Genomic DNA, 21,446 nt, shown 5'->3' on the forward strand with positions numbered 1-21,446 from the left:
AGAAGTAAGGAGTTCGCCCGCCATGTGGCGTCAACCGAAAGCCGTTTGGGCCGTAGCCTTCGCCTCCGTCGTCGCCTTCATGGGCATCGGCCTGGTCGACCCGATCCTCAAACCGATCGCCGACAATCTGGACGCCTCGCCCTCGCAGGTGTCCCTGCTGTTCACCAGTTACATGGCGGTGATGGGCGTGGCCATGCTGATCACCGGCGTGGTGTCCAGCCGGATCGGCCCGAAGAACACGCTGCTGCTCGGCCTGGTGATCATCATCGCCGGAGCCGGACTGGCCGGCCTGTCCGACACGGTCATGGAGATCGTGGGCTGGCGCGCGCTGTGGGGTCTGGGCAATGCGCTGTTCGTCGCGACGGCGCTGGCGACCATCGTCAACTCCGCGAAAGGTTCTGTCGCGCAGGCGATCATCCTCTACGAGGCGGCACTGGGACTGGGCATCGCAGTCGGCCCACTGGTCGGCGGTGCGCTGGGTTCGATCTCCTGGCGCGGCCCGTTCTTCGGCGTCTCGGCACTGATGGCAGTCGCCCTGGTCGTCACCGTGTTCCTGCTGCCCGCCACCGACCGTCCGGCCCGGGCGACCAGCCTGGTGGATCCTTTCCGAGCGCTGCGCCACCGCGGCCTGCTGGCGGTGTCGGTGACCGCGCTGCTCTACAACTTCGGTTTCTTCACGCTGCTGGCCTTCACCCCGTTCCCGCTGGACATGAATGCCCACCAGATCGGGCTGATCTTCTTCGGCTGGGGCGTGGCACTGGCGTTCACCTCGGTGGTGGTGGCCCCGCGCCTGCAGCACCGGTTCGGCACGGTGCCCACCCTGGTGGTCAATCTGCTGGCGCTGACGGTCACCCTGGCGGTGATGGCGGTCGGCACCGAGAACAAGACGGCGCTCGCGACGTGTGTGGTGGTGGCGGGTCTGTTCATCGGCGTCAACAACACCCTGATCACCGAGACGGTCATGAAGGCCGCCCCGGTGGAGCGCGGTGTCGCCTCGGCGGCCTACAGCTTCCTGCGCTTCGGCGGTGCGGCGGTGGCGCCGTGGCTGGCCGGGGTGCTCGGTGAACACGTCAGCGTGCATCTGCCGTACTGGGTGGGTGCGGGCGCGGTGCTGGCCGGCGCCGGGTTGCTGTTCGCCGCCCGCGGGCATCTGCGCGGTGTCGACGCCCCCGAGGAGCGCCTCGACGAGTTGACCGATGAGGCGACCGCCGTCACCGTCGGCAACTGAATCAGGTAACCGCTACGCCGACAACGGAACCGACGAGGTAGGTGGCCGCGACCGCGGCACCGCCGAGGGCCAGCTGCCGGATACCACCGAGTGACGTGGACTGGCGGGTGAACCGGGCCGCGACGGCTCCGGCGATCACCAGACCGAGCCCGCCGCAGGCCAGCCCGGCCCACAGCGACTCGAATCCCAACAGGTAGGGAATCAGCGGGATCACTGCCCCGAGGGTGAACATCAGGAACGAGGATCCGGCCGCCACCCACGGCGACGGCTTCTCGCGCGGGTCGACCCCGAGTTCCTGCACCAGATGGAAGTTCACTGCGCGGTTCTCGTCGCGGTGGATCTCGCTGGTGGCGGTGGCCGCGGTCTGCGCCGTCATCCCCATGTCGATGAGCATCGCCGTCAATTCGGCGCGTTCGGCATCGGGCTGCTTTCGGAAGGACCGCTGCTCGACACGCACCTCGGAGTCGATCTGTTCGTTGGCCGTGGTGACCGAGGTGTACTCCCCCAGTGCCATCGAGAACGCGCCGGAGAGCAGCCCGGCGACCCCGGCCAACACCACTGCCTGCGCGCTGGCGCCGGCCGCCACACCCGCGATCAGCGCGGTGTTGCTCACCAGGCCGTCCATCGCCCCGAAGGTGGCGGCCCGCAGCCACCCGCCGGTCACGTCGGCGTGCCGGTGACTGGCCACGTGCGGCAGTCCGGTCGGCGATACCGGTTCGGTCATGGCGTCATTCAACGCCGCACGATTCATAACGTTGTACTCAGGTTTACCTTCCTCGCGGCGTGGGCACGTTACCGTCGACTATGACCACAACCGCTGAACACCTGCGCAATGCTCTCGACGGTCGCTGGCGCGACGTGAAGAACCAGGTCCGGGCCGAGTTGTCCGGCGAGGTGTTCCGGCCGCACTACACCCCGAACACCGTCATCGCCCGCACCAAGGTCGGCGAACAGCTCAAGATCATGGCCGCCCGCGGGGCGGCCGAGGACGGGTTCAAGAAGGAACACGGCGGCAACGGCGACGTCGGCGCAGCCGTCACCCAGATCGAGATGCTCGCCATGAGTGACCTGTCGCTCATGGTGAAAGCCGGTGTGCAGTGGGGATTGTTCGGCGGGGCCATCGAGAACCTGGGCACCGAGCGGCACCACAACGCCTACGTCCGCAAGATCATCAGCCTGGAACTGCTCGGCTGCTTCGCGATGACCGAGACCGGGCACGGCAGCGATGTGCAGTCCCTGGAGACCACCGCGACCTACGACCCGGACACTCAGGAATTCGTGATCGACTCCCCCACCCCGTCGTCGCGCAAGGACTACATCGGTGGCGCGGCCCAAACCGCCAGGGTGGCAGCGGTGTTCGCCCAGCTGATCACCAACGGCGAGGGCCACGGGGTGCACTGTTTCGTGGTGCCCATCCGCGATGACGCCGGCAATGACCTGCCCGGTGTCACCACCTCGGACTGCCACTACAAGGGCGGGCTGCCCGGCGTCGACAACGGCCGCATCCAGTTCGACCAGGTGCGCGTGCCGCGGGAGAACCTGCTCAACAAGTACGCCGACGTCGCCGAGGACGGCACGTACTCCTCGCCCATCGAGAACAAGGGCCGGCGGTTCTTCACCATGCTGGGCACCCTGATCCGCGGTCGGGTCACCGTCGGTGGCAGCGCGGGTGCGGCGGCACGGGTGGCCCTGGACATCGCCACCCGATACGCCCTGGAGCGCAGGCAGTTCGACGCACCCGGCTCCGAGGAAGAGGTGCTGATCATGGACTACCTGGTGCACCAGCGCCGGCTGTTCCCGCTGATCGCCAAGTCCTATGCGCTGCAATTCGCGCAGAACGAACTGGTGGCCAAGTGCCACGAGCTGCAGACCTCGGACAGTCCCGACGCCGAGGAGCAGCGCGAACTCGAGTCCCGCGCAGCCGGTTTGAAGGCCGCCAACACCTGGCACGCCACCGCCGCCATCCAGGAGGCGCGTGAAGCCTGCGGTGGTGCAGGCTATCTGGCCGAGAATCGGCTGATCGCGCTCAAGGCCGACACCGATGTGTTCACCACGTTCGAGGGTGACAACCATGTGCTGACCCAGTTGGTGGCCAAGGAGCTGCTGACCTCCTACGCCGACGACATCAAGGGCATGAGCCCGGTGGAGTGGGTCCGGTTCGCCGCCAACTTCGCCGGTGAGCGGGTGCTCAAGCGCACCGCGGCCCAGACGATCATGCAGACCATCCTCGACACCCGGGAGGACAACGAGGAAGAGGGCTCGCTGTTCAACCGCGGCACCCAGGTGAAGATGTTCGAGGACCGCGAGGAGTACATGCTCGCCTCGGTGGCCCGCCGGCTGCAGGGCAAGGCGAAGGAAATGTCACCGTTCGAGGCCTTCAACGCCGTGCAGGATCACGTGCTGCACACCGCGCAGGCGCATATCGACCGGATCATCCTGGAGGCGTTCGTCGCCGGTATCGATGCCTGCGAGGACGAGCAGGCGCGGGAAATCCTCGGCATGGTGTGCGATCTGTACGCGCTGAGCGTCATCGAGGCGGACAAGTCCTGGTTCATCGAACACAAGTTCCTGTCCACCGAGCGCGCCAAGGCCGTCACCCGCGGCATCAACGATCGCTGCCGCCGGCTGCGACCGCACGCCGAGTTGCTGGTCGAAGGTTTCGGGATTCCCGAGCAGCTGCGCTACGCCGAGATGCTGCATCCCGAGCACATCCCAGACGCCGACGAGCATCGCGAGAAGGATGCCGTCAGCTCGGGGACCATCGAGCCGAAGTAGGCGGGCTCAGCCTCGACGGGGTCGACTGGGCCACCAGATCCGGTCGCCGATCAGTGACATGGCGGCCGGCACCAGGATGGTACGTACGACGGTGATGTCGATGAGCAACCCGACGCCGATCGTGAATCCGATCTGCAGCAGGTTGATCACCCGACCGCTCATCAGGGCGAACATCGTCAGCGCGAACACCAGACCGGCGGTGGTGATGACGCTGCCGGTGCTGCCGAAACTGCGCAGGATGCCCCGGCGCATGCCGTCGGCGGATTCGTCGCGGATACGGGCGGCGAACAGCATGCTGTAGTCGGCGCCGACAGCGATGAGCGCCATGAACGACACCGGAAAGACCGACCAGTCGACGTCGATGCCGATCAGGTGCTGCCACACCAGCACACTGACACCGGCCGCCGCGGCGAAGGACAGCGTCACCACGGCGACCATGAACACCGGTGCGGCGATACTGCGCAGCAGCACGATAAGCACCAGTAGGACACCGAGGATCGCGACGGCACCGTACACGGCGAAATCGCGCCACACCTGATCGCGCATGTCCGCCGACAGTGAGGCCAGTCCGGTTCCGGCGAACTGCGCGGAGGCCAGCGAGGTCCCGGCGGCCGCCTCGGTGGCCGCCGGTGCGATCTCCCGCGACGCGTCCAACGCTTCGGCGCTGTAGGGGTTGATCGCCCAGGTCACCAGCAGTCGAGCGGTGTGCCCGTCCGGTGCGAACAGCAGCCGTTCGGCGGCCCGGAATCCGGCGTCGGAGAATCCTTGCGCAGGAAGGTAGAAACCCGCGCCAGGGCCGGCCGAGGTGTGTGTGCTCAGGGCCGATAGGTAGTCGGTTGCCTCGGTCAGACCGGCGGTCAGCTGCCCGGTGAGGCCGACGACCTCGTCGACTCCGCCCTTGACCTGATGCAGCCCGGCGGCCAACTGGGCCACACCGACCGACAGCCGGTCGGCGCCCTGCAGCAGATCGTCGAGCCGGGCGGCACCGTCCGCCGGCGCCGCGGCGGCCAGCATCCGCAGCCGCGACAGCGTGTCCCGGAGGGCCGGTTCGGCCGCCCGCAGCCGCTCGATGCTCTCGGTCGGCATCGCGGCCGCCAATTGCGCCTGCCGCAGCGCGCGGCTGACCGCGCCCGCGGACAGCGCGTCGAGTTCGGCGATGTGTGCCCGCGCCCCGGTGCACACCGGGTCCCGCGAGCATCCCTGGTTGTCGGTGGACAGCGCCGGACCCAGCGCCGCACCGACGGCCCGTCCCGCATCGAGCAGGGCGGGGTTGGCGGTCAGCACGTGCAGCGCCGGTTCGAGCAGGTTCACCGCGGCGTCCAGGTCGGACAGCGCCGCATCGAGATCGGCCGGGCCGCCCGTCACGGTGGACAAGGTGGAGCCCGCGGCATCGCGGACGTCCACCATCTGTCGGGCCAGCGCGCTGACTTCCCTGATGCCCGAGACCAATTGCGGTAGCTGTGCGTCGGCCGCGGCGGCGCCGTCACGCAGTGCGGCGGATCCGTCGGCCAACCGCTCTAGATCCGGACGCGCGTCCTGCACCTGGTCGCGGGCCGAGCCGAGCCGATCGGCGACAACACCGGCCTGATAGCCGACCGTGCTCTGCTCCAGTTGGCTGCCCGCGGGCCGGGTGAGCGATCGCACGTAGGCGACCTCCGGGATCATCCCGACCCGGGTGGCGATCTGGTCCAGCGCGGCTAGATCGTTGGTGTTTCGCATGTCGTGGTCGGAGGTCACGATCAGGTACTCCGGTGCCACTTCGTTGACGCCCCAGTGCAGGTAGGCCTTCTGGTATCCGGCTGCACTCTCGGTGTCGTCGAGCTGCATGTCGTTCTCGTCGAAATTCACCCGGAAGGTGACCAGCGTCGACGCAGCGGCGATGAGCAGCACCAGCGATACCGTCGCCAGCGCACCCGAATGGCGTAACACCGTGGATCCGATACGGCGCCAGCGCCTTTCGTTCAATCGGCGTGGTTCGGCCAGCCCGCGGGCACCGAGGATGGCCAGCAGCGCATACGGCAGTGTCATCGATACCGCCAGCGCGACGACGATGGAGATGGCGATGGGAGGCCCGGCTGCCTTGAACATGCCGAGTTCGGTGAATCCCATCGCGGTGGCCGCAGCCGCGATGGTGAGTGCGGATGCGATCAGGATCCCCGAGACCCGGCGCCCGGCGTAGGACAGGGCGTCGTCGACCGACAGCTGTTTTCGGCGGGCCTCGTGGTAGCCGGACAGGATGAAGATGGCGTAATCGGTTGCGGCGCCGAGCAGCATCGCGGTCATCAGGGCGATGGTGAAGTTCGACACCGTCAAGATCTCGTTCCCACCGAGCAGGGAGATGATCGGGCGCGCCACGCCCATCGCGATTCCGATGGTCAGCAGCGGAACCATCGCGGTGATCAGCGACCGGTACACCGACAGCAGCACCAGCAGGATGAGGACCACCGAGACCCCGGTGATGATGTGCAGGGAAACATCCATGGCGCTGAACAGATCTGCCAGTGTCGGCGAGGGTCCGGTGTAGAACAGTTGCGTTCCCGGTGGCGTCGGCAGCGAATGGATCATGTCGCGGATCGCCACGGTGTTCGCGTGTGCCTTGGTCGATCCCACGTCACCGGTGCCGGCCACCAGCAGGTTGATGGCCTTACCGTCCGGGCTCAGTGCGATATCGCGCAGTTGGTCGGTGCCGAACACATCGAGCACATAGGCGACGTTTCCGGTGTCGGCGCGTAGATCGGCGACGAGCCCGTGATACAGCTGCTCCTCGGCAGCACCGATGCCGTTCTCGTTGACCAGCAGCACGCTGCCGATTGCCGAGGACTCCGGAACACCGAACTCGTGGGACATCTGACGCAGCGTCTCTGCGGCGCGGATGTCGGCGGGCATGAACGGCGCCGAATGGTTGGCGACTGTGGTCTCCAGTTGGGGTATCGCCACGTTCAGCACCGCGACGAGTGCTACCCACAGCCCGATGACCACCCAGGCGAACCGGCCGCACAGCTCGCTGACCTTGCCGAATCGGCCGCTTTCCCCGTGCTGCATTCGCCCTCCCCAGCCGTAGTAGACCAATTGGTCTACGCGCAGGCGCCGACGTTAGTAGACTGATCGGTACACCGCAAGAGAGGTTCCCATGCAGGCACGCGACCGACTGGTCACCAGCGCCATCGAACTGATCCGGCGCAACGGCGTCGCGGGCACCGGTTTGTCACTGCTGCTGGAGCGCAGCGAGACCGCACGCCGGTCGCTCTATCTGAACTTTCCCGGCGGAAAGTCGGAACTGATCGCCGATGCCACCGTTGCCGCGGGCACCGTGATCGGCGAGGCAATCGACAGCCTGGCGGCCACGCTGACCCCGGTGCAGTCGGTACGGGCGTTCATCGCGGGATGGCGAGAAACCTTGACCCGCAGTGATTTTCTGTCCGGCTGTCCGATCGTGGCGGCAGCACTGGGGCGATCGGAGGCCGAGGTCGCCGCCGACAATGCCGGCGCGGTGTTCACCGACTGGCAACAGCGCCTCATCACCCATCTCGCGGCGGCCGGCGTCGCCCCGGCCGAGGCGGCACGGCTGGCCGGCGTCACCATCGCCTCGGTGGAGGGCGCCATCGTGATGTGCCAGGCCACCAAGTCCGCCGAGCCCCTCCAGCATGTCGAGGACACCCTGGTGGAGCTGTACCGACTGAAGGTGCCTGCTACGTAGTCGGCGTCGGGATCGGATCCAACGCCTGCAGCGCGCCGTCCTCGCCGATCTGGAAGCGCACCTGACCGATTCCGGTCGGGCAGCACGGCGTGTCCGCACCCTTGAGCCACTGGTATTGCACCGTCGCGATCGACTGCCCCAGCGGCACCACCGTGAGATACGGGCGCGGCCGCGGTGTGGGCGGGCCCAGCGGGGTGTTGCGGTCGAAGAACAGCGCCTGCGTGGCGGCGTCGGGCGCGGTGTCACCGGTGCCGATGACAACCCAGTGCAGCCGGCAGTCACCGGTGTGCCCGCGGGAGGTCTCGGTCCACCGCTCGCCGACCTCGGCGATGGCGGCCTTGACGGTCTCGACGGTTGGGGTGTCCTCGGCCGGGCAGTCCGAGGCGGCCTGCGGCGCCGAGTTCTGCGGGCTCCAGCCGCACGAGGCCACCGTCAGTGCCGCGGCGGCCACCGCGAAAGTGCGCGTCGATCGCATGGCTGCGAGCTTACGGAACCGGCGAAACTGCCCGAGAAAGCACGATGGCCGGTGCTTTCGCACCGGCCTGCTGGCTCCCCCGATTGGACTCGAACCAATAACCGCCCGATTAACAGTCGGGAGCTCTGCCAATTGAGCTACAGGGGAATGAACCGAGGACAGACTCTAGCGCATGGACCCCGCCGACCTCGAATCGCCTTGTCAGAAGCCCCGTCGCCACCTTAGGCCGTCGCGTGAGGCAGGATGGTGAGCGTCCTGCTGTCACCATGGAGGGAGCCTGAGTGTTCCGGATCGTCTTCGTACTGGGGGTCGGCTACGTGCTGGGCGCGAAAGCCGGCCGGCGCCGCTACGAGCAGATCGCAGGCACCTACCGCGCAGTCACCGAGAATCCGGCCACCAAGGCCGTGCTGGATGCCGGGCGCCGCAAGATCGCCGACCGGGTGTCACCCGATCCGGCGTTGGTGAAGTTGACGGCGATCGACGCCGAGACGACGGTGTTGCAGCCAGACGAGGCGCAGCCGCCGCAGAACGGACAGACCCGCTAGCGCGAACTAGCCGATGCCGATGCTGGTGTTCCAGGAGTTGCCCGGCAGGATCGGGCTGGTGCAGATGCCGCCACCACAGAGGCCGGCACCGGGGGTCCCGAAGGCGACGCCGTTGCCCTCCGAGTAGGACATGCAGTTGCCGTCTTCCTTGTTACCGAACCACGCCAGGCAGGTCTTGGCTTCGACCGTGACCTCGGGACCGGCAGCGAGGCCGGATAGGGCCAGCACCGGCGCCGCGGCGGCGGCCGCTGCGAAGGCGCCGACGACTGCGAACTTGCGTGTCTGATTGCTCAGAAATGCCACGGTGTTGCCTTTCTAGACAGAGATCTGCTCCTCAACCATAACGGGTGGGACACGATCACGCAGTCAAGTCGTCCCCACTGGCCTGTTCCAGCAGGCTGCGCCGATAGGTCTCCATGGCGACCAGGTCACCGAACAGGGCGTGGTATTCGTCGCTGTTGTCCACCGGGGACATCCGCTGCAGCTTCGACTTCACCTCGGCGATCTGGCGGCCGACCGATACCTCCTGCAGCCGGGCCAGCACCCCGGAGATGTAGCGGGCCAGCCGCTCGTCGTCATCGATGCCGATACCGTCCACACCCAGTTCGTTGACCAGGCTCGCGGCCTCCCCGGCCAGGTCTCGCACCGTTTCGATCCATTGCGCGCCGGACAGCCCCGATGCCACACCGCCGGCGGCGGTGATCGCCGCGCGGACCGCGGCGTAGGCGGGGTGGGTGAAGCTCTCGACGCTCAGGCTGTCGAACACCGGGCCGGCCAGGCCCGGATACTGCAACGCCGATTTGAGCGCCTCACGCTGCGGGCGCAATGTCGGGTCCAGAGGGTTGGGGCGGGCGATCGTCGGCTTCGGCCGTTGCGCAGGTTCAGCGCCCCCACGCCGAGTGGTCTGGGTGGCGCCGCGACCGGTACGGGGCCCCTTACGGCCGGCCTCCTCACGCACCCGGCCGAGCACCTGGCCGACATCGTCCCAGCCGACCCAGCCGGCGAGCTGGCGGGCGTATTCGTCGCGCAGCGTCTGATCCTTGATCCGGGCCACCATCGGCACGCAGCGACGCAATGAGGCCACCCGGCCCTCGGCGCTGTCCAGATTGTGGTCGCCCAGCGCCGTGCGGATCGCGAACTCGAACAGCGGGGCGCGGCGGGCCACCAGATCACGCAGCGCGCCGTCCCCGGAGCGCAGCCGCAGATCGCACGGGTCCATGCCGTCGGCGGCGACGGCGACGAAGGATTGCCCGGCCAGGTTCTGCTCGCCCTCGAAAGCCTTCACCGCGGCGGCCCGGCCGGCGGCGTCACCGTCGAACACGTAGATCAGTTCGCCGCGAAAGAAGTTGTCGTCCATCATGAGTCGGCGCAGCATTGACAGATGCTCCTCGCCGAAGGCGGTACCGCAGGCGGCCACCGCGGTGGTCACCCCGGACAGGTGCATGGCCATCACATCGGTGTAGCCCTCGACCACGACGGCCTGATGGCCCTTGGCGATATCCCGCTTGGCCAGGTCCAACCCGAACAGCACGTGAGACTTCTTGTACAGCACCGTTTCCGGGGTGTTGACGTACTTGGCCTCCATCGGATCGTCGTCGAACAGCCGGCGGGCACCGAACCCGATGGTCTCCCCCGACGACACCCGGATGGGCCATAGGAGCCTGCGGTGGAATCGGTCCATCGGACCACGCTTGCCCTCCCGGCTCAGCCCGGCGGCCTCCAGTTCCTTGAACTCGAATCCCTTGCGCAGCAGGTGCTTTGTCAGCTTGTCCCAACCCGACGGCGCGAACCCGCAACCGAAGCGGGCAGCCGCCTCGCCGTCGAAGTTGCGGTCGATCAGGTACTGCCGGGCCGGTGCGGCCTCCTCCGAACGCAGCGCCTCGGCGTAGAACTCCTGAGCGGCGGCGTTGGCGGCGATCAGCCGGCTGCGGCTACCTCGGTCGCGTTGCACATTGGTCGCGGCGCCACCGGAATAGGTGACGGTGTAGCCGACCTTGTCGGCGAGCAACTCCACGGCCTCCACGAAGCTGACGTGCTCGATCTTCTGCAGGAAGGCGTAGACGTCGCCGCCCTCACCGCAGCCGAAGCAGTGGAAATGACCGTGGTTGGGCCGCACGTGAAACGACGGTGACTTCTCGTCGTGGAAGGGGCACAGACCTTTGAGCGAGTCGACCCCGGCGCGGCGCAACTGGACGTAGTCACCGACGATGTCCTCGATCCGGACGCGTTCCCGGATGGCCGCGATATCGCGATCGGGGATGCGGCCCCGGCCGCCACCCCGTGTCGCTTCGTTGGCCATCGGATCAGTCTAAAGGTCTCGGCGAGCGCACCTCGTGCACGCGTTCCAACCGGGACTCGGTGTACGACGCGATCTGGTCGATCACCACCCGCAGCCGCGCACCGTCGTCCTCGGCGAGAACAAAATCGGCCGCGAACTGCGGGTCCAGACTGCTCGGGGCCTGCGCCCACAGGGCCAGCGCCACCTCCTCGATCAGGGTGCGCTGGTCGGTTTGGATCTGCAGGTGGCGGTGGTCGGACATGATGAACTGCAGCGCCAGCATCTTGAGAACCGCGACCTCGGCGCGCACCGTGTCCGGGACGTGCAGGTCGGTGCTGAACCGGCGCACCGGCGCACCGTCGGCGACCGCCCGGGTCGCCGAGATGGCGGCGTTGGCGAATCGGCCCACCAACTCGCTGGTGAGCTGTTTGAGTGCCACCGAGGCGACCAGGGTGCCGTCGTACTTGCCGACCGCGGCGACCACCGGCATCTGGGACAGCCGCTGGGCGGCGCTGAGCAGTTCGTCATGCGAGACGGTCTTGGATACACCTGCGCCAAGTCGGGCCAGAGCGTCGGCGGCATCGGGGTCGGCGAGCACCCGCAGGTCGATGCGCCCGGAGATCACGCCGTCCTCGACATCGTGCACGGAGTAAGCGACATCGTCGGCCCAGTCCATCACCTGGGCTTCCAGACATGGCCGCCCGGCCGGGGCACCGTCGCGCAGCCAGTCCGCCGCGACCATGTCATCAGCGTAGAAGCCGAACTTCTTCGGGTTCTCCGCGCGTGTCCACGGATACTTGGTGACGGCGTCCAGTGCCGCCCGAGTCAGGTTCAGACCGGCCGAACGTCCGTGCTCGTCAAGGATTTTGGGCTCCAGCCGGGTCAGGATGCGCAGATTCTGCGCGTTGCCCTCGAACCCGCCGAACGGCGCCGCGATCTCGTTGAGCGCTCGTTCCCCGTTGTGCCCGTACGGCGGATGGCCGATGTCGTGGGCCAACCCCGCCAGGTCGACGAGGTCGGGGTCGCAGCCCAGCCCGACGGCCATCCCACGGCCGATCTGGGCGACCTCCAGCGAGTGCGTCAGCCGGGTCCGCGGGGTGTCACCGTGCCGGGGCCCGACCACCTGGGTCTTGTCGGCGAGTCGGCGCAGCGCCGCGCAATGCAGCACCCGGGCCCGGTCCCGCGCGAAGTCGGTGCGGTGTTCGGTCATGCTGCCGGTCGGCTTGAACGTCCCCAGCCCAGCACCCTTCGGCAACTCGGGGACCAGCCGCTGCCGGTCGGAGTCGTCGTAGTCGGATGTGTCTTGTTGTGTTGCCACCGACGGACAGTCTGCCAGTACGCGGGCGACAGTTCGGACATGACTGGCGCCGGATCGGCGGATGAGTCACTAGATTGACGGGCATGCGCATCGCCCGTTTGCTCAGCATGTTCCTCGCGGTCCTGATCGCGGGTCTGTTGGTCGCGCCCGCGGCGACTGCCACTCCACCGTTCCGGCTGCCCGGCTACGTCGTGGACGAGGCCGGTGCGCTCAGTGGTGCACAGTCGACCCAGGTCACCCAGGCCATCGACACGCTCTACGGCGACCGTCAGGTCCGGCTGTGGGTGGTCTACGTCGACACGTTCTCCGGGCAGAGCGCCGAGCCGTGGGCTCGGGCCACCCTGCGGGCCAGCGATCTCGGCGACTACGACGCGCTGCTTGCCGTCGCGACCGCCGACCGCGCCTATGCCTTCCTGGCCGGACCGGCGGCCGCCACCGGAACCGAGGCGAATACCCTGCGCCGCAATGACATCGAACCCGCGCTGCGCGACGGGCGCTGGGCCGATGCGGCGATCGCCGCAGCCACCGGGCTGACCGGGGTTGCGGCCTCGGCGACACCGTCGAGCCCGTCGGACACCGGACTGAACTGGTTCGGTGTGCTGGCCATGCTGGCGGTCATCGCCCTGGCCGTGCTCGGCCTGATGCTGTGGTCGCGGCGGCGCAAGCGCAAGCGCCGCGAGGCTGACGTCGCCGCCGCGCAGCGGGTCGATCCGACCGATCCGGCCGCGCTGGCCGCGGTCCCGCTGGACGCCCTCGACGAGCTGTCCCGCTCGATCGTCGTCGAGGTCGACAACGCGGTGCGCACCAGCGAGAACGAACTGGCGCTGGCCGTCGAGGAATTCGGCGAGCGCGATACCGCACCGTTCACCGCCGCGGTGACCGCTGCGCGCACCACGCTGGCCCAGGCGTTCAACGTCCGTCAGATCCTGGACGACACCGTGCCCGAGACCCCGCAGCAGCGTCGCGACCTGCTCACCCGGGTGATCGTAGCCGCCGCCAAGGCCGACCGTGAGCTGGACAAGCAGCGTGAGGCTTTCGCCGCGCTGCGGGATCTGGTGATCAACGCACCCACCCGGCTGGACGCGCTGACCCAGCAGATGGTGGAGCTGACCGCCCGCATCGAACCCGCCGCGCAGACCCTGGCCGGCCTGCACCAGCAGTTCTCCCAGACCGCACTGCACTCGGTCACCGACAATGTCGAAACTGCCAAGCAGCGGCTGGCATTCGCCGACCAGAACATCGGCAACGCCCGCTCGTTGGTGGCCCGGCCCGCCGGCAGCCAGGCCGGGCTGGTCGACTCGCTGCGCGCCGCCGAGTCCGCCTTGGGTCAGGCCCGGACCATGCTCGACGCAATCGACAGCGCGGCCGGCGATATCAGCCGCGCGACGGCCACGCTGCCCGATGCGATCGCCGATATCGGCAACGGCATCGCGGCGGCCGACGCACAGCTGGCCCAGGGTGGGGTGGCCGACGCGATCGCGCTGAAGGCGGCCCGGGATGCCGCGGCGCAGGCGGTGGCCACCGCACAGGCCTCGGGCAGTGCCGATCCGTTGGGCGCGTTCACGACGCTGACCCAGGCCGATGCCGAGCTGGACCGGCTGCTGGCCGTGGTCTCCGAGAAGCGCGAGGCCGAGGCGCGGCTGCGCCGATCCTTCGACCAGGCGTTGTCGACCGCGCAGTCGCGGGTACGTGGCGTCAGCGATTTCATCGACACCCGGCGCGGCAGCATCGGCCCCGACGCCCGCACCCGGCTGGCCGAGGCGGTGCGTCAGCTGCAGGCCGCCCAGGACAAACAGTCCACCAATCTGCCCGAAGCCATCGCGCACGCCAACGGCGCGACGACGCTGGCCATGCAGGCGCAGCAGTTGGCCAATGACGATGTGCACCGGGCGCATCAGGCCTACAACTCACAGCATTACGGCGGCGGGTCGAATTCCGGTGCGGTGCTGGGCGGCATCATCATCGGCAACATCCTGTCCGGCGCGCTGCGCGGCGGTATCGGCGGCAGTGTCGGTGGCGGAAGCTGGCGCTCGACGTCCTTCGGCGGGTCCGGTGGCGGCTTCTCCGGCGGTGGGTTCGGTGGGGGCGGCGGCCGCTTCTAAGGTCGGTACTCCTAGGTCGTGTACATCGACAGATGGACGAAGATCTCGTCGGGCGAGCGCTCATCGACGATGATCTCGCGGGTCACGGTGCCGTGGGCGGCGGTGGCGACCCGGTCCTGTACGTAGCGCGGATCGGGCGCCGAACCGAGTTCCGGGCCGGCGAGCACCGATGTCGATTTCGGGATGTCCGAGGGGCGAGGCGGCTCCGGGAACTGGCTGAGGAACTGGCTCAGTTGCGCTTCGTCCATCTGTAAGGTCAAGCGGTAGCGGGTATCTCGTCCCGAATCGGTGTCGGTGGCCAACACCTGGACTCCCGCGGGCAGTGTCACATCGCCGAACTGCGCGGCGGTCTCCGCCGAAACGGACATGCCCTGGCCTCCTTCGTCACGGGCATTGTCGCCCGTCGAGCATCCGGGCAGTGCGCACAACAGCAACAGCACTGTCAGGTATCGGGCGATTCTCATCGAGGCACTCCGTCGTAGGTCGATACCGTCGAGGAACCCGTGATGTCGAACTCACGTGCCAGACCGGCGGTCTGGAGTCCCGCCATCTGCTCGTCGGTGATGGTGATGGGTCCGATCTTGGTTTCCTTGCCCTCATCCCAGTTGTACCTGTCGGCGACGTCGATCTGGGATTCGACATGCACCCGGGGCTGGCCGCCCGGCGTCTCAGGCGGGTAGACGGTCACCACGCCGCCGGCCGACATGTCCACACCGCCGACCGCGCGGTACCAGTCCGGGTTCGCGTCGGGATCCAGGTAAAAGCCCTGCCACGGTGTGCGGAACGGTACCGGCCGGCCGTACTGTCCGGTCGCCGCCGCTTCGGCCGCGATCCTATTGACCTCGTCGTTGACCATCGCGTCACCGCGGGCCTGCATCTGCGGGATATCACCCATCATCGAGTTCACGTCGAGGCGGTAGGGCTCACCGGTGTTGTCCAGGTAGTGGTCCAGCAACTCGGCGGCGTGCGGCCACTGGGTCTCCACCAACGGCAGGCCGGCCTCGATCGCCGCTTTGAACGCGGCATCGTCACCGCGCGAGTACCACGGCTGCGAGCCCCATTCCCCGGAACCCTCGTCGTGGCGCTCCCACGGGGGCGGCGGCGGGATACCGTCTTCACCCTCCGGGATCTGCGGAGGCTCCTCGGGTTTGCCATCGGGATCGCGGGTATCGCCATCGCGTCCTTCGCGATCACCGAGAGTCTGGTAGCCGTCACCGATTTCGCGGATGCGTGCAGCGATCGCGTTCATATCGGCGTTCGACCGGTTCAGGATGTCGGCGACCTCGCCGACCCCGCGGGACACCACCGGCAGCAGCGCACGTTCGCCGGCTGCATTGTCGGGCAGGCTCGCCGCCGCACTGAGCACCCAGTGCCGCACCGAATCCAGATCGCGGCGGCCCGCGGCGACGACCGCGGCCGAACGATCCACCTCGGCACCGAGACGACGATCCAGCTCGGCCAACCCTCCGATGGTGCCGGCCAGACGCTGATTTCGATCCCCGTAGGACTCCGCCGCCGAACCTGTCCAGGCCGCGGCGGGCGAGGCAGACTCGACCGTGCGCCGGAGCTCTCCCAGCGGCGCGCTCTGGTCGAATTGTGCTCCGTCGACCGGAGTCCCCTCGCCCAGCGTCGCGCGGGCGTTGTCCCACGTCGACAAAAATGCCGCTAGCACGCTGATGGCCGCCCCCTCGATCTGTGCATTTCAGCCTAGGTGAGTTGCGGGGGTCCTCGGTGCGGCAATTTCAGAGGTCGCTACGCGCCCTCGGCGGGCGCGGTCAACCGCTCGGCGAGCTTGTCGAGTTGGGCCTTGTAGCCCCACTTCATACCGAATGCCGCCATCTTGGCCTTGGCGCCGATCTGGGTGATCGTCACGTCCAAGGTCAGTTCGGTCTGCCCGTCGTGTTCGGTCAGGGTCACATCGTTGACGTGCAGGATCGTGGAGGTGGATTCCTCACCGTCGGTCCAGGATCGGGCGTCGTAGGTCAGCCGGGTGACCGGATCGACGCGGGTGAAGGTCCCGGTCATCGGCCACCGAGTGCCCGCATACTTGCCCATCCCCTCGCCCGCCTCCATGACGATGTGGACCTCGCCACCGACGCGGGCATCGATACGGCATTCCGGGACGAACGTGTTCTTGGGGCCCCACCATTGTCGGACCATCTCGGCCTGTGTCCAGGCATCCCATACCGAGGCGACCGGTGCGGGGTAGGTCCGCTTCAGGGTGAAGTTCTTGTTCTTGAACAGTTGCATGATCATGGTGCAGGCCTTCCCTTTTCGTCGTTGTCCGCCATCGATTCCAGGAACGCACCCAGGTTGTCCAACCGGGTGTTCCACAGCTGTTCGAAGGATTCGGCCCACCGACCGATATCTTCGAACGGCCCCGACTCGAGCTGATAAAACCGTTGCCTGGCCCGGGCATGGCTGCTGACGATGCCCGAATCACCAAGCACCCGAAGGTGTTTGCTCGCCTGCGGCTGCCGGATTCCGAGCGCATCGGCGATCGCGCCCACCGATTGTGGTCCACCCCTGAGCAGTTCAACGATCCGCAACCGGCTCGGCTCGCCCAACGCCACGAACACCGCCGCCTGCATACCGTCACCATATGCCGACTGACGTATTCCCGTCAAGGAATACGTCCTGGCCACTTCTCCCAGCTTCCCCACTTCTCTCGGCGAGCGTGCGCGTCTGCGGGCAACACACCGAGCTGACAGACGAGTTTGCGCACGCTCACGCCGCGCGCGTCCGGGTCAATCCGTGCCCGATACGCCGCACCAGTTCCTCCGGGTATCGACGGACGTCCTCGGACACGATCGAGAGCACGGTCCAGCCCATCTCCTGCAGCGCCGCCCGCTTACGCCGATCCCTGGCGAATCGCTCCGGGTCGCTGCGCCAGTCGTACCCGTCGTACTCGACGACGAACGTGCAGTCCGGCCAGGCGAAGTCGACCCGCCACAGTCGACCCGAGCGGTCGATGATCTCGTACTGCAGCTCGGGCTGGGGCAGACCTGCGTCGAGCATCACCAGGCGGGCCTCACTCTCCATCGGAGACTCCGCGAGACCCGAGGCGTGTGCCGCGAGATCACGCACCGCGACGATGCCGCGGCGACCGTGCTGTCGCGCCACTGCCTCGAAAATTTCCCTGCGGTCACATGTTTCACTGCGCAACGCGGCATCCAGGGTGGCCAACGCCCGAGGACGCCGTAAGGACCTCGCCACTTCGACCGCGGTCCAGGCGGCAGCCGTTGCCGGTCGGCCGTCGACAACCGCCAAGGGCGCACCGTCGCGGCGGTGGATGATCAGACCGTCGGATGCGCGCAATTGGTGGCCGACGGGATTGAGCACATGCAGGTCGACGACCTCCTCGGTGGCAAAGCCATACGCCATGGCGGCGGTGTCGAGGCAGATGGCCACCGGTTCACCGGCCCGAAGATCCAGTCCGCGCAGCCGCGTCAGATTGTCCAGCTCCTCGGCCGAGTACACCCCGGGCCACACCTTCATCAGACGGCCGGTTCGGATCAGGGTGTCGAGGCGACTGCGACTCACGACCTCCAACAACTGTCCGGTGGTTGCAACACCGGATTGTCGTTCGAGCAGAGCCAGGACGCCATCGGTCATGCTGCCGATGGTCGATCAGGCGATTGCCGTTGGCCATGCCCGACGACGCATCTGTGGATGAATCGTCAACTGTGGATAACTGCCGCCGCCACGAGCGTGCGCAAACTCGTGTCCGTGCGCGGCGTGTCCATCCGCAGACACTCACGCTCGCCAAAAGAGAGGAAGCCGGGCGTCAGCTGCCCTTGAGCCGAACCGCCAGGTAGTTCGACACCTCGGAGACCGCCACCCGCTCCTGGCTCATGGTGTCGCGCTCGCGGATCGTGACGGCGTGGTCCTCCAGTGAATCGAAGTCCAGCGTCACACAGAACGGGGTCCCGATCTCGTCCTGGCGACGGTAGCGACGACCGATGGCGCCGGCATCGTCGAACTCCACATTCCAGCTCTGGCGCAACTCGGCCGCGAGATCCTTTGCCTTGGGCGACAAGTCGGCGTGGCGCGACAGCGGCAGCACCGCGGCCTTGACCGGCGCCAGCCGCGGATCGAGCTTGAGCACGGTGCGCTTGTCGACCCCGCCCTTGGCATTGGGCGCCTCGTCCTCGTGATAGCTGTCCACCAGAAACGCCATCAGCGAGCGGGTCAGCCCGGCTGCCGGTTCGATCACGTACGGCACGAAGCGCGTGTCGGAGGCCTGATCGTAGAACGACAGATCGGTCCCAGAATCCTTTGAGTGCGTGGACAAGTCGTAGTCCGTCCGGTTGGCGATGCCCTCCAGCTCGCCCCACGGGTTACCGGCGAAGCCGAACTTGTACTCGATATCGGTGGTGCCCGCACTGTAGTGCGACAGCTTCTCCAGCGGGTGCTCGTAGAGGCGCAGGTTCTCCGGTCGGATGCCGAGGTCGGTGTACCACTTGAGCCGGGTCTCGATCCAGTACTTGTGCCACTCCGGCGCGGTCGAGGGCTCGACGAAGAACTCCATCTCCATCTGCTCGAACTCGCGGGTGCGGAAGATGAAGTTGCCCGGGGTGATCTCGTTGCGGAAGCTCTTGCCGATCTGGCCGATACCGAACGGCGGCTTCTTACGCGAGGTGGTGACGACGTTGGCGAAGTTGACGAAGATGCCCTGCGCGGTCTCGGGCCGCAGGTAGTGCAGCCCCTCCTCGGACTCGATCGGCCCGAGGTAGGTCTTGAGCATCATGTTGAAATCGCGCGGTTCGGTCCACTGGCCCTTGGTGCCGCAGTCCGGGCAGACGATCTCGTCCATCGGGACGGTATCGGGATCGTCGAGCCCCTTCTTGAGGGCGTAGGCCTCCTGCATGTGGTCCTGCCGGTGCCGCTTGTGACAGTTCAGGCATTCGACCAGCGGATCGTTGAACACCGCGACGTGGCCGGAGGCCACCCAGACCTGCCGGGGCAGGATGATCGCGCTGTCCAGGCCGACGACATCGTCACGGCCGGTGACCACCGAACGCCACCACTGCTTCTTGATGTTCTCCTTGAGCTCCACCCCGAGTGGTCCGTAATCCCAGGCGGACTTGGTACCGCCGTAGATCTCGCCCGATTGGTAGACGAGGCCACGGCGTTTCGCCAGGTTTGCAACGGTGTCGATGATGGATGCCACGGGTGAACAGCGTAGCGACAACAGCCGCGACCCCACGTCGCGGGCCGAATACGGTCGCGCCGACAAGACCTCGAAGTATGGTGGCCCGACACGACGCGCATCCGCCCACCACAAGCACGCCGGGCGGGAACGCGAATGGCCTCGGGGGTGGCAGGTGAGCAGCGGGAACGATCAAACCTCCCGACTTGCGGTCATGTTCCTGCGCCAGCCGGCTTGTTTACTCAGCACGACCGGTGCGGTGCGACTGCTCAACACGGCGTGGCAGAAACTGGCGGGGCCATCCGCCGTCGCCGGACTGGCCGACCTCGTGACTGCCGAGGACCATCCACACGTTCTGGCCCAGATCGGATCGGGCAGCCGACTCGCAGACATCCGGCAAATGGAGTGCCGACTTCGCTGTGACGGCGGCGACGCCCGGTGGTTCCTGCTCACCTTTGCGCCGGCGACCGACAACCCCGACGACGGCGTGGTGTGTACCGCCGCCGACATCCACGACCTCAAACACCGCGAGCTGACCCTGGAACGTCTCGTGCGTCTGCAAGAACGCATGTTGGACAGCAGCGCCGACTGCATCAAGGTGATCTCGCCCGACGGACACTTGCTCCATATGAACGAAACGGGTTGCCAGTCACTGGGTGTGGCCCGCAACTCGGTGTACGGGCGGGATTGGCTGTCCCTGCTCCCGGCGGATGTCCAGGCGGCGGCACACGCGGCACTCGAGCAGGCCGCCGCAGGTCACTCGGCCCGATTCGCGGGCAAAAGCGACAGCCAGCGCGGCATTCAGCACTGGGACAACCTCCTGAGCCCCGTCGCCGGGACGGACGGACAGACCTCCTCGATTCTGTGCGTATCACGCGATGTCACCGCCGAACAGGCCGCACAGGAGCAACTGCGGCAAAGCCGACTCCGACTGGCGATGGCCGCGCATGTCGGTGGACTGGGCATCTGGGACTACGACATCGATCGGGACGAGATGGTCTGCGACGAGAACTGGTACCGCATCGTGGGCCTCGATCCGGCGCGGACCATCCGGTCGGTCGCCGACTTTCGCCCGTTCATCCACCCCGAGGACGTGGAGCGCGCGACGGAGGTGCGCCAAACCGCCAGCGATCTGGTCGCCTCCGGGCGCGACTACGCGATCTCGTACCGGATCGTCCGCCCGGATGGCGAAACACGTTGGGTGCGTTCTGCTGCGTGCCTGGTCAACGGGTCCGGACCCGACGCCCAGCGCGCCGTCGGCTTCATCGTGGACGTCACGGCCGCCCGGATGGCCGAACTGGCTCTTCGCGAGGCGAACCGCGAACTGCAGGAGGCGACGGTGTCGCTGACCCTGCAGACCGAACTGGATCCCTTGACCGGTGTCGCGAACAAGCGGCGCCTGGACCGGGACTTGGCGCGGTTGTGCGCCGACGCCGTCGAGACCGGGCGCCCGTTGACCATCTGCATGGTCGACGTGGATCACTTCAAGGCGTTCAACGACCGCTACGGCCATGTCGAGGGTGATGCGGCGCTGCGCAAGGTCGCGGTGGTGCTGCAGGCGTGTGTACGTGCCGACGACCTCGTCGCACGCTTCGGTGGCGAGGAGTTCGTCCTTTTGTTGCCCGATATCCGCGATCCGACGCCATTCCTGCGGCGTATCCGTCAGGCCATCGGCGACCTGGCGGTTCCGCACTTCGGATCCCCACTGGGCCGTCTGACCGTCAGCCAGGGCGGCGCCACGCTGTGGCCGACCGGCCCGATGACCCCCGAGTCCTTGCTCGCCGCCTGCGACGAAGCGTTGTACGAGGCGAAGGCAACCGGTCGCGACCGGTACATCGTCAGGCGTTGACATGCACGGAGCCGCATGTATTCTGAG

The 21,446-nt window shown here is 67.4% G+C and carries 18 protein-coding genes and 1 tRNA gene; 6 read left to right on the forward strand and 13 right to left on the reverse strand.

The features are described 5' to 3' along the window. Positions 1 to 22 precede the first annotated feature (22 nt). On the forward strand, positions 23 to 1,228 hold the full coding sequence (locus tag ACLBYA_RS12560) for an MFS transporter (protein WP_447709738.1): 1,206 nt from the start codon (positions 23 to 25) through the stop codon (positions 1,226 to 1,228). Between the two features lies 1 nt (position 1,229). On the opposite strand, the gene ACLBYA_RS12565 is transcribed toward ACLBYA_RS12560, so the two are convergent. Then, positions 1,230 to 1,952, reverse strand: a complete 723-nt coding sequence (locus tag ACLBYA_RS12565) for a VIT1/CCC1 transporter family protein (protein ID WP_447709739.1) — start codon at positions 1,950 to 1,952, stop codon at positions 1,230 to 1,232. 80 nt (positions 1,953 to 2,032) lie between these two features. Between ACLBYA_RS12565 and ACLBYA_RS12570 the strand changes: the two genes are divergently transcribed. Continuing rightward, positions 2,033 to 4,003, forward strand: a complete 1,971-nt coding sequence (locus ACLBYA_RS12570) for an acyl-CoA dehydrogenase family protein (protein ID WP_447709740.1) — start codon at positions 2,033 to 2,035, stop codon at positions 4,001 to 4,003. A gap of 6 nt (positions 4,004 to 4,009) precedes the next feature. Here ACLBYA_RS12570 and ACLBYA_RS12575 read toward each other — a convergent pair whose 3' ends face one another. Next, the gene (locus ACLBYA_RS12575) at positions 4,010 to 7,045 is read right to left on the reverse strand and encodes an MMPL family transporter (RefSeq protein ID WP_447709741.1); all 3,036 of its coding nucleotides are present in this window, start codon (positions 7,043 to 7,045) and stop codon (positions 4,010 to 4,012) included. A gap of 88 nt (positions 7,046 to 7,133) precedes the next feature. Here ACLBYA_RS12575 and ACLBYA_RS12580 point away from each other — a divergent pair, with 88 nt between their 5' ends. Next, positions 7,134 to 7,700: a TetR/AcrR family transcriptional regulator gene (locus tag ACLBYA_RS12580; RefSeq protein ID WP_447709742.1), complete on the forward strand. Its 567-nt coding sequence runs from the start codon at positions 7,134 to 7,136 to the stop codon at positions 7,698 to 7,700. Here the strand turns inward: ACLBYA_RS12580 and ACLBYA_RS12585 are convergent. Continuing rightward, positions 7,693 to 8,175, reverse strand: a complete 483-nt coding sequence (locus ACLBYA_RS12585) for an LppP/LprE family lipoprotein (protein ID WP_447709743.1) — start codon at positions 8,173 to 8,175, stop codon at positions 7,693 to 7,695. The two genes, ACLBYA_RS12580 and ACLBYA_RS12585, sit on opposite strands and share 8 nt — an antisense overlap. Before the next feature lie 71 nt (positions 8,176 to 8,246). After that, positions 8,247 to 8,322 (reverse strand) — tRNA-Asn (locus ACLBYA_RS12590). Between the two features lie 134 nt (positions 8,323 to 8,456). On the opposite strand from ACLBYA_RS12590, the gene ACLBYA_RS12595 reads away from it, so the two are divergent. After that, positions 8,457 to 8,720, forward strand: coding sequence for a hypothetical protein (locus ACLBYA_RS12595; protein ID WP_447709744.1), 264 nt, complete (start codon positions 8,457 to 8,459; stop codon positions 8,718 to 8,720). A gap of 6 nt (positions 8,721 to 8,726) precedes the next feature. On the opposite strand, the gene ACLBYA_RS12600 is transcribed toward ACLBYA_RS12595, so the two are convergent. The 3 genes from ACLBYA_RS12600 to ACLBYA_RS12610 are packed head-to-tail and all read right to left on the reverse strand — an operon-like array spanning position 8,727 to position 12,316. Next, on the reverse strand, positions 8,727 to 9,023 hold the full coding sequence (locus tag ACLBYA_RS12600; protein WP_447709745.1) for a DUF7155 family protein: 297 nt from the start codon (positions 9,021 to 9,023) through the stop codon (positions 8,727 to 8,729). Positions 9,024 to 9,078: 55 nt separating this feature from the next. Then, positions 9,079 to 11,019, reverse strand: a complete 1,941-nt coding sequence (gene dnaG / locus ACLBYA_RS12605) for a DNA primase (RefSeq protein ID WP_447709746.1) — start codon at positions 11,017 to 11,019, stop codon at positions 9,079 to 9,081. A gap of 4 nt (positions 11,020 to 11,023) precedes the next feature. Further along, positions 11,024 to 12,316, reverse strand: a complete 1,293-nt coding sequence (locus ACLBYA_RS12610) for a deoxyguanosinetriphosphate triphosphohydrolase (RefSeq protein WP_447709747.1) — start codon at positions 12,314 to 12,316, stop codon at positions 11,024 to 11,026. A gap of 83 nt (positions 12,317 to 12,399) precedes the next feature. Between ACLBYA_RS12610 and ACLBYA_RS12615 the strand changes: the two genes are divergently transcribed. Further along, a complete protein-coding gene (locus tag ACLBYA_RS12615; protein ID WP_447709748.1) occupies positions 12,400 to 14,418 on the forward strand; it encodes a TPM domain-containing protein in 2,019 nt (672 codons plus the stop codon). A gap of 11 nt (positions 14,419 to 14,429) precedes the next feature. On the opposite strand, the gene ACLBYA_RS12620 is transcribed toward ACLBYA_RS12615, so the two are convergent. From ACLBYA_RS12620 to ACLBYA_RS12645, 6 genes are all read right to left on the reverse strand, one after another. Continuing rightward, complete coding sequence (locus tag ACLBYA_RS12620) at positions 14,430 to 14,882, reverse strand: hypothetical protein (protein WP_447709749.1); 453 nt, start codon at positions 14,880 to 14,882, stop codon at positions 14,430 to 14,432. Further along, positions 14,879 to 16,090, reverse strand: a complete 1,212-nt coding sequence (locus ACLBYA_RS12625; RefSeq protein ID WP_447709750.1) for an EspA/EspE family type VII secretion system effector — start codon at positions 16,088 to 16,090, stop codon at positions 14,879 to 14,881. The genes ACLBYA_RS12620 and ACLBYA_RS12625 overlap by 4 nt, the downstream gene beginning before the upstream one ends. Positions 16,091 to 16,170: 80 nt before the next feature. Further along, entirely contained in the window at positions 16,171 to 16,674 is a 504-nt protein-coding gene (locus ACLBYA_RS12630; RefSeq protein WP_447709751.1) for an SRPBCC family protein, read from the reverse strand. Continuing rightward, positions 16,671 to 17,009, reverse strand: coding sequence for an ArsR/SmtB family transcription factor (locus ACLBYA_RS12635; protein WP_447709752.1), 339 nt, complete (start codon positions 17,007 to 17,009; stop codon positions 16,671 to 16,673). Before ACLBYA_RS12635 ends, ACLBYA_RS12630 begins: the two co-directional genes overlap by 4 nt. 136 nt (positions 17,010 to 17,145) lie before the next feature. Next, on the reverse strand, positions 17,146 to 18,033 hold the full coding sequence (locus ACLBYA_RS12640) for a DUF559 domain-containing protein (protein ID WP_447709753.1): 888 nt from the start codon (positions 18,031 to 18,033) through the stop codon (positions 17,146 to 17,148). Between the two features lie 172 nt (positions 18,034 to 18,205). Then, entirely contained in the window at positions 18,206 to 19,612 is a 1,407-nt protein-coding gene (locus ACLBYA_RS12645; protein WP_447709901.1) for a glycine--tRNA ligase, read from the reverse strand. Between the two features lie 217 nt (positions 19,613 to 19,829). On the opposite strand from ACLBYA_RS12645, the gene ACLBYA_RS12650 reads away from it, so the two are divergent. Next, positions 19,830 to 21,419 carry a sensor domain-containing diguanylate cyclase gene (locus ACLBYA_RS12650; RefSeq protein WP_447709754.1) on the forward strand — a complete coding sequence of 530 codons (1,590 nt, stop codon included), beginning with the start codon at positions 19,830 to 19,832 and terminating at the stop codon, positions 21,417 to 21,419. Positions 21,420 to 21,446: the final 27 nt, after the last annotated feature.

The sequence above is a fragment of the Mycobacterium sp. C31M genome (genome assembly GCF_053345865.1).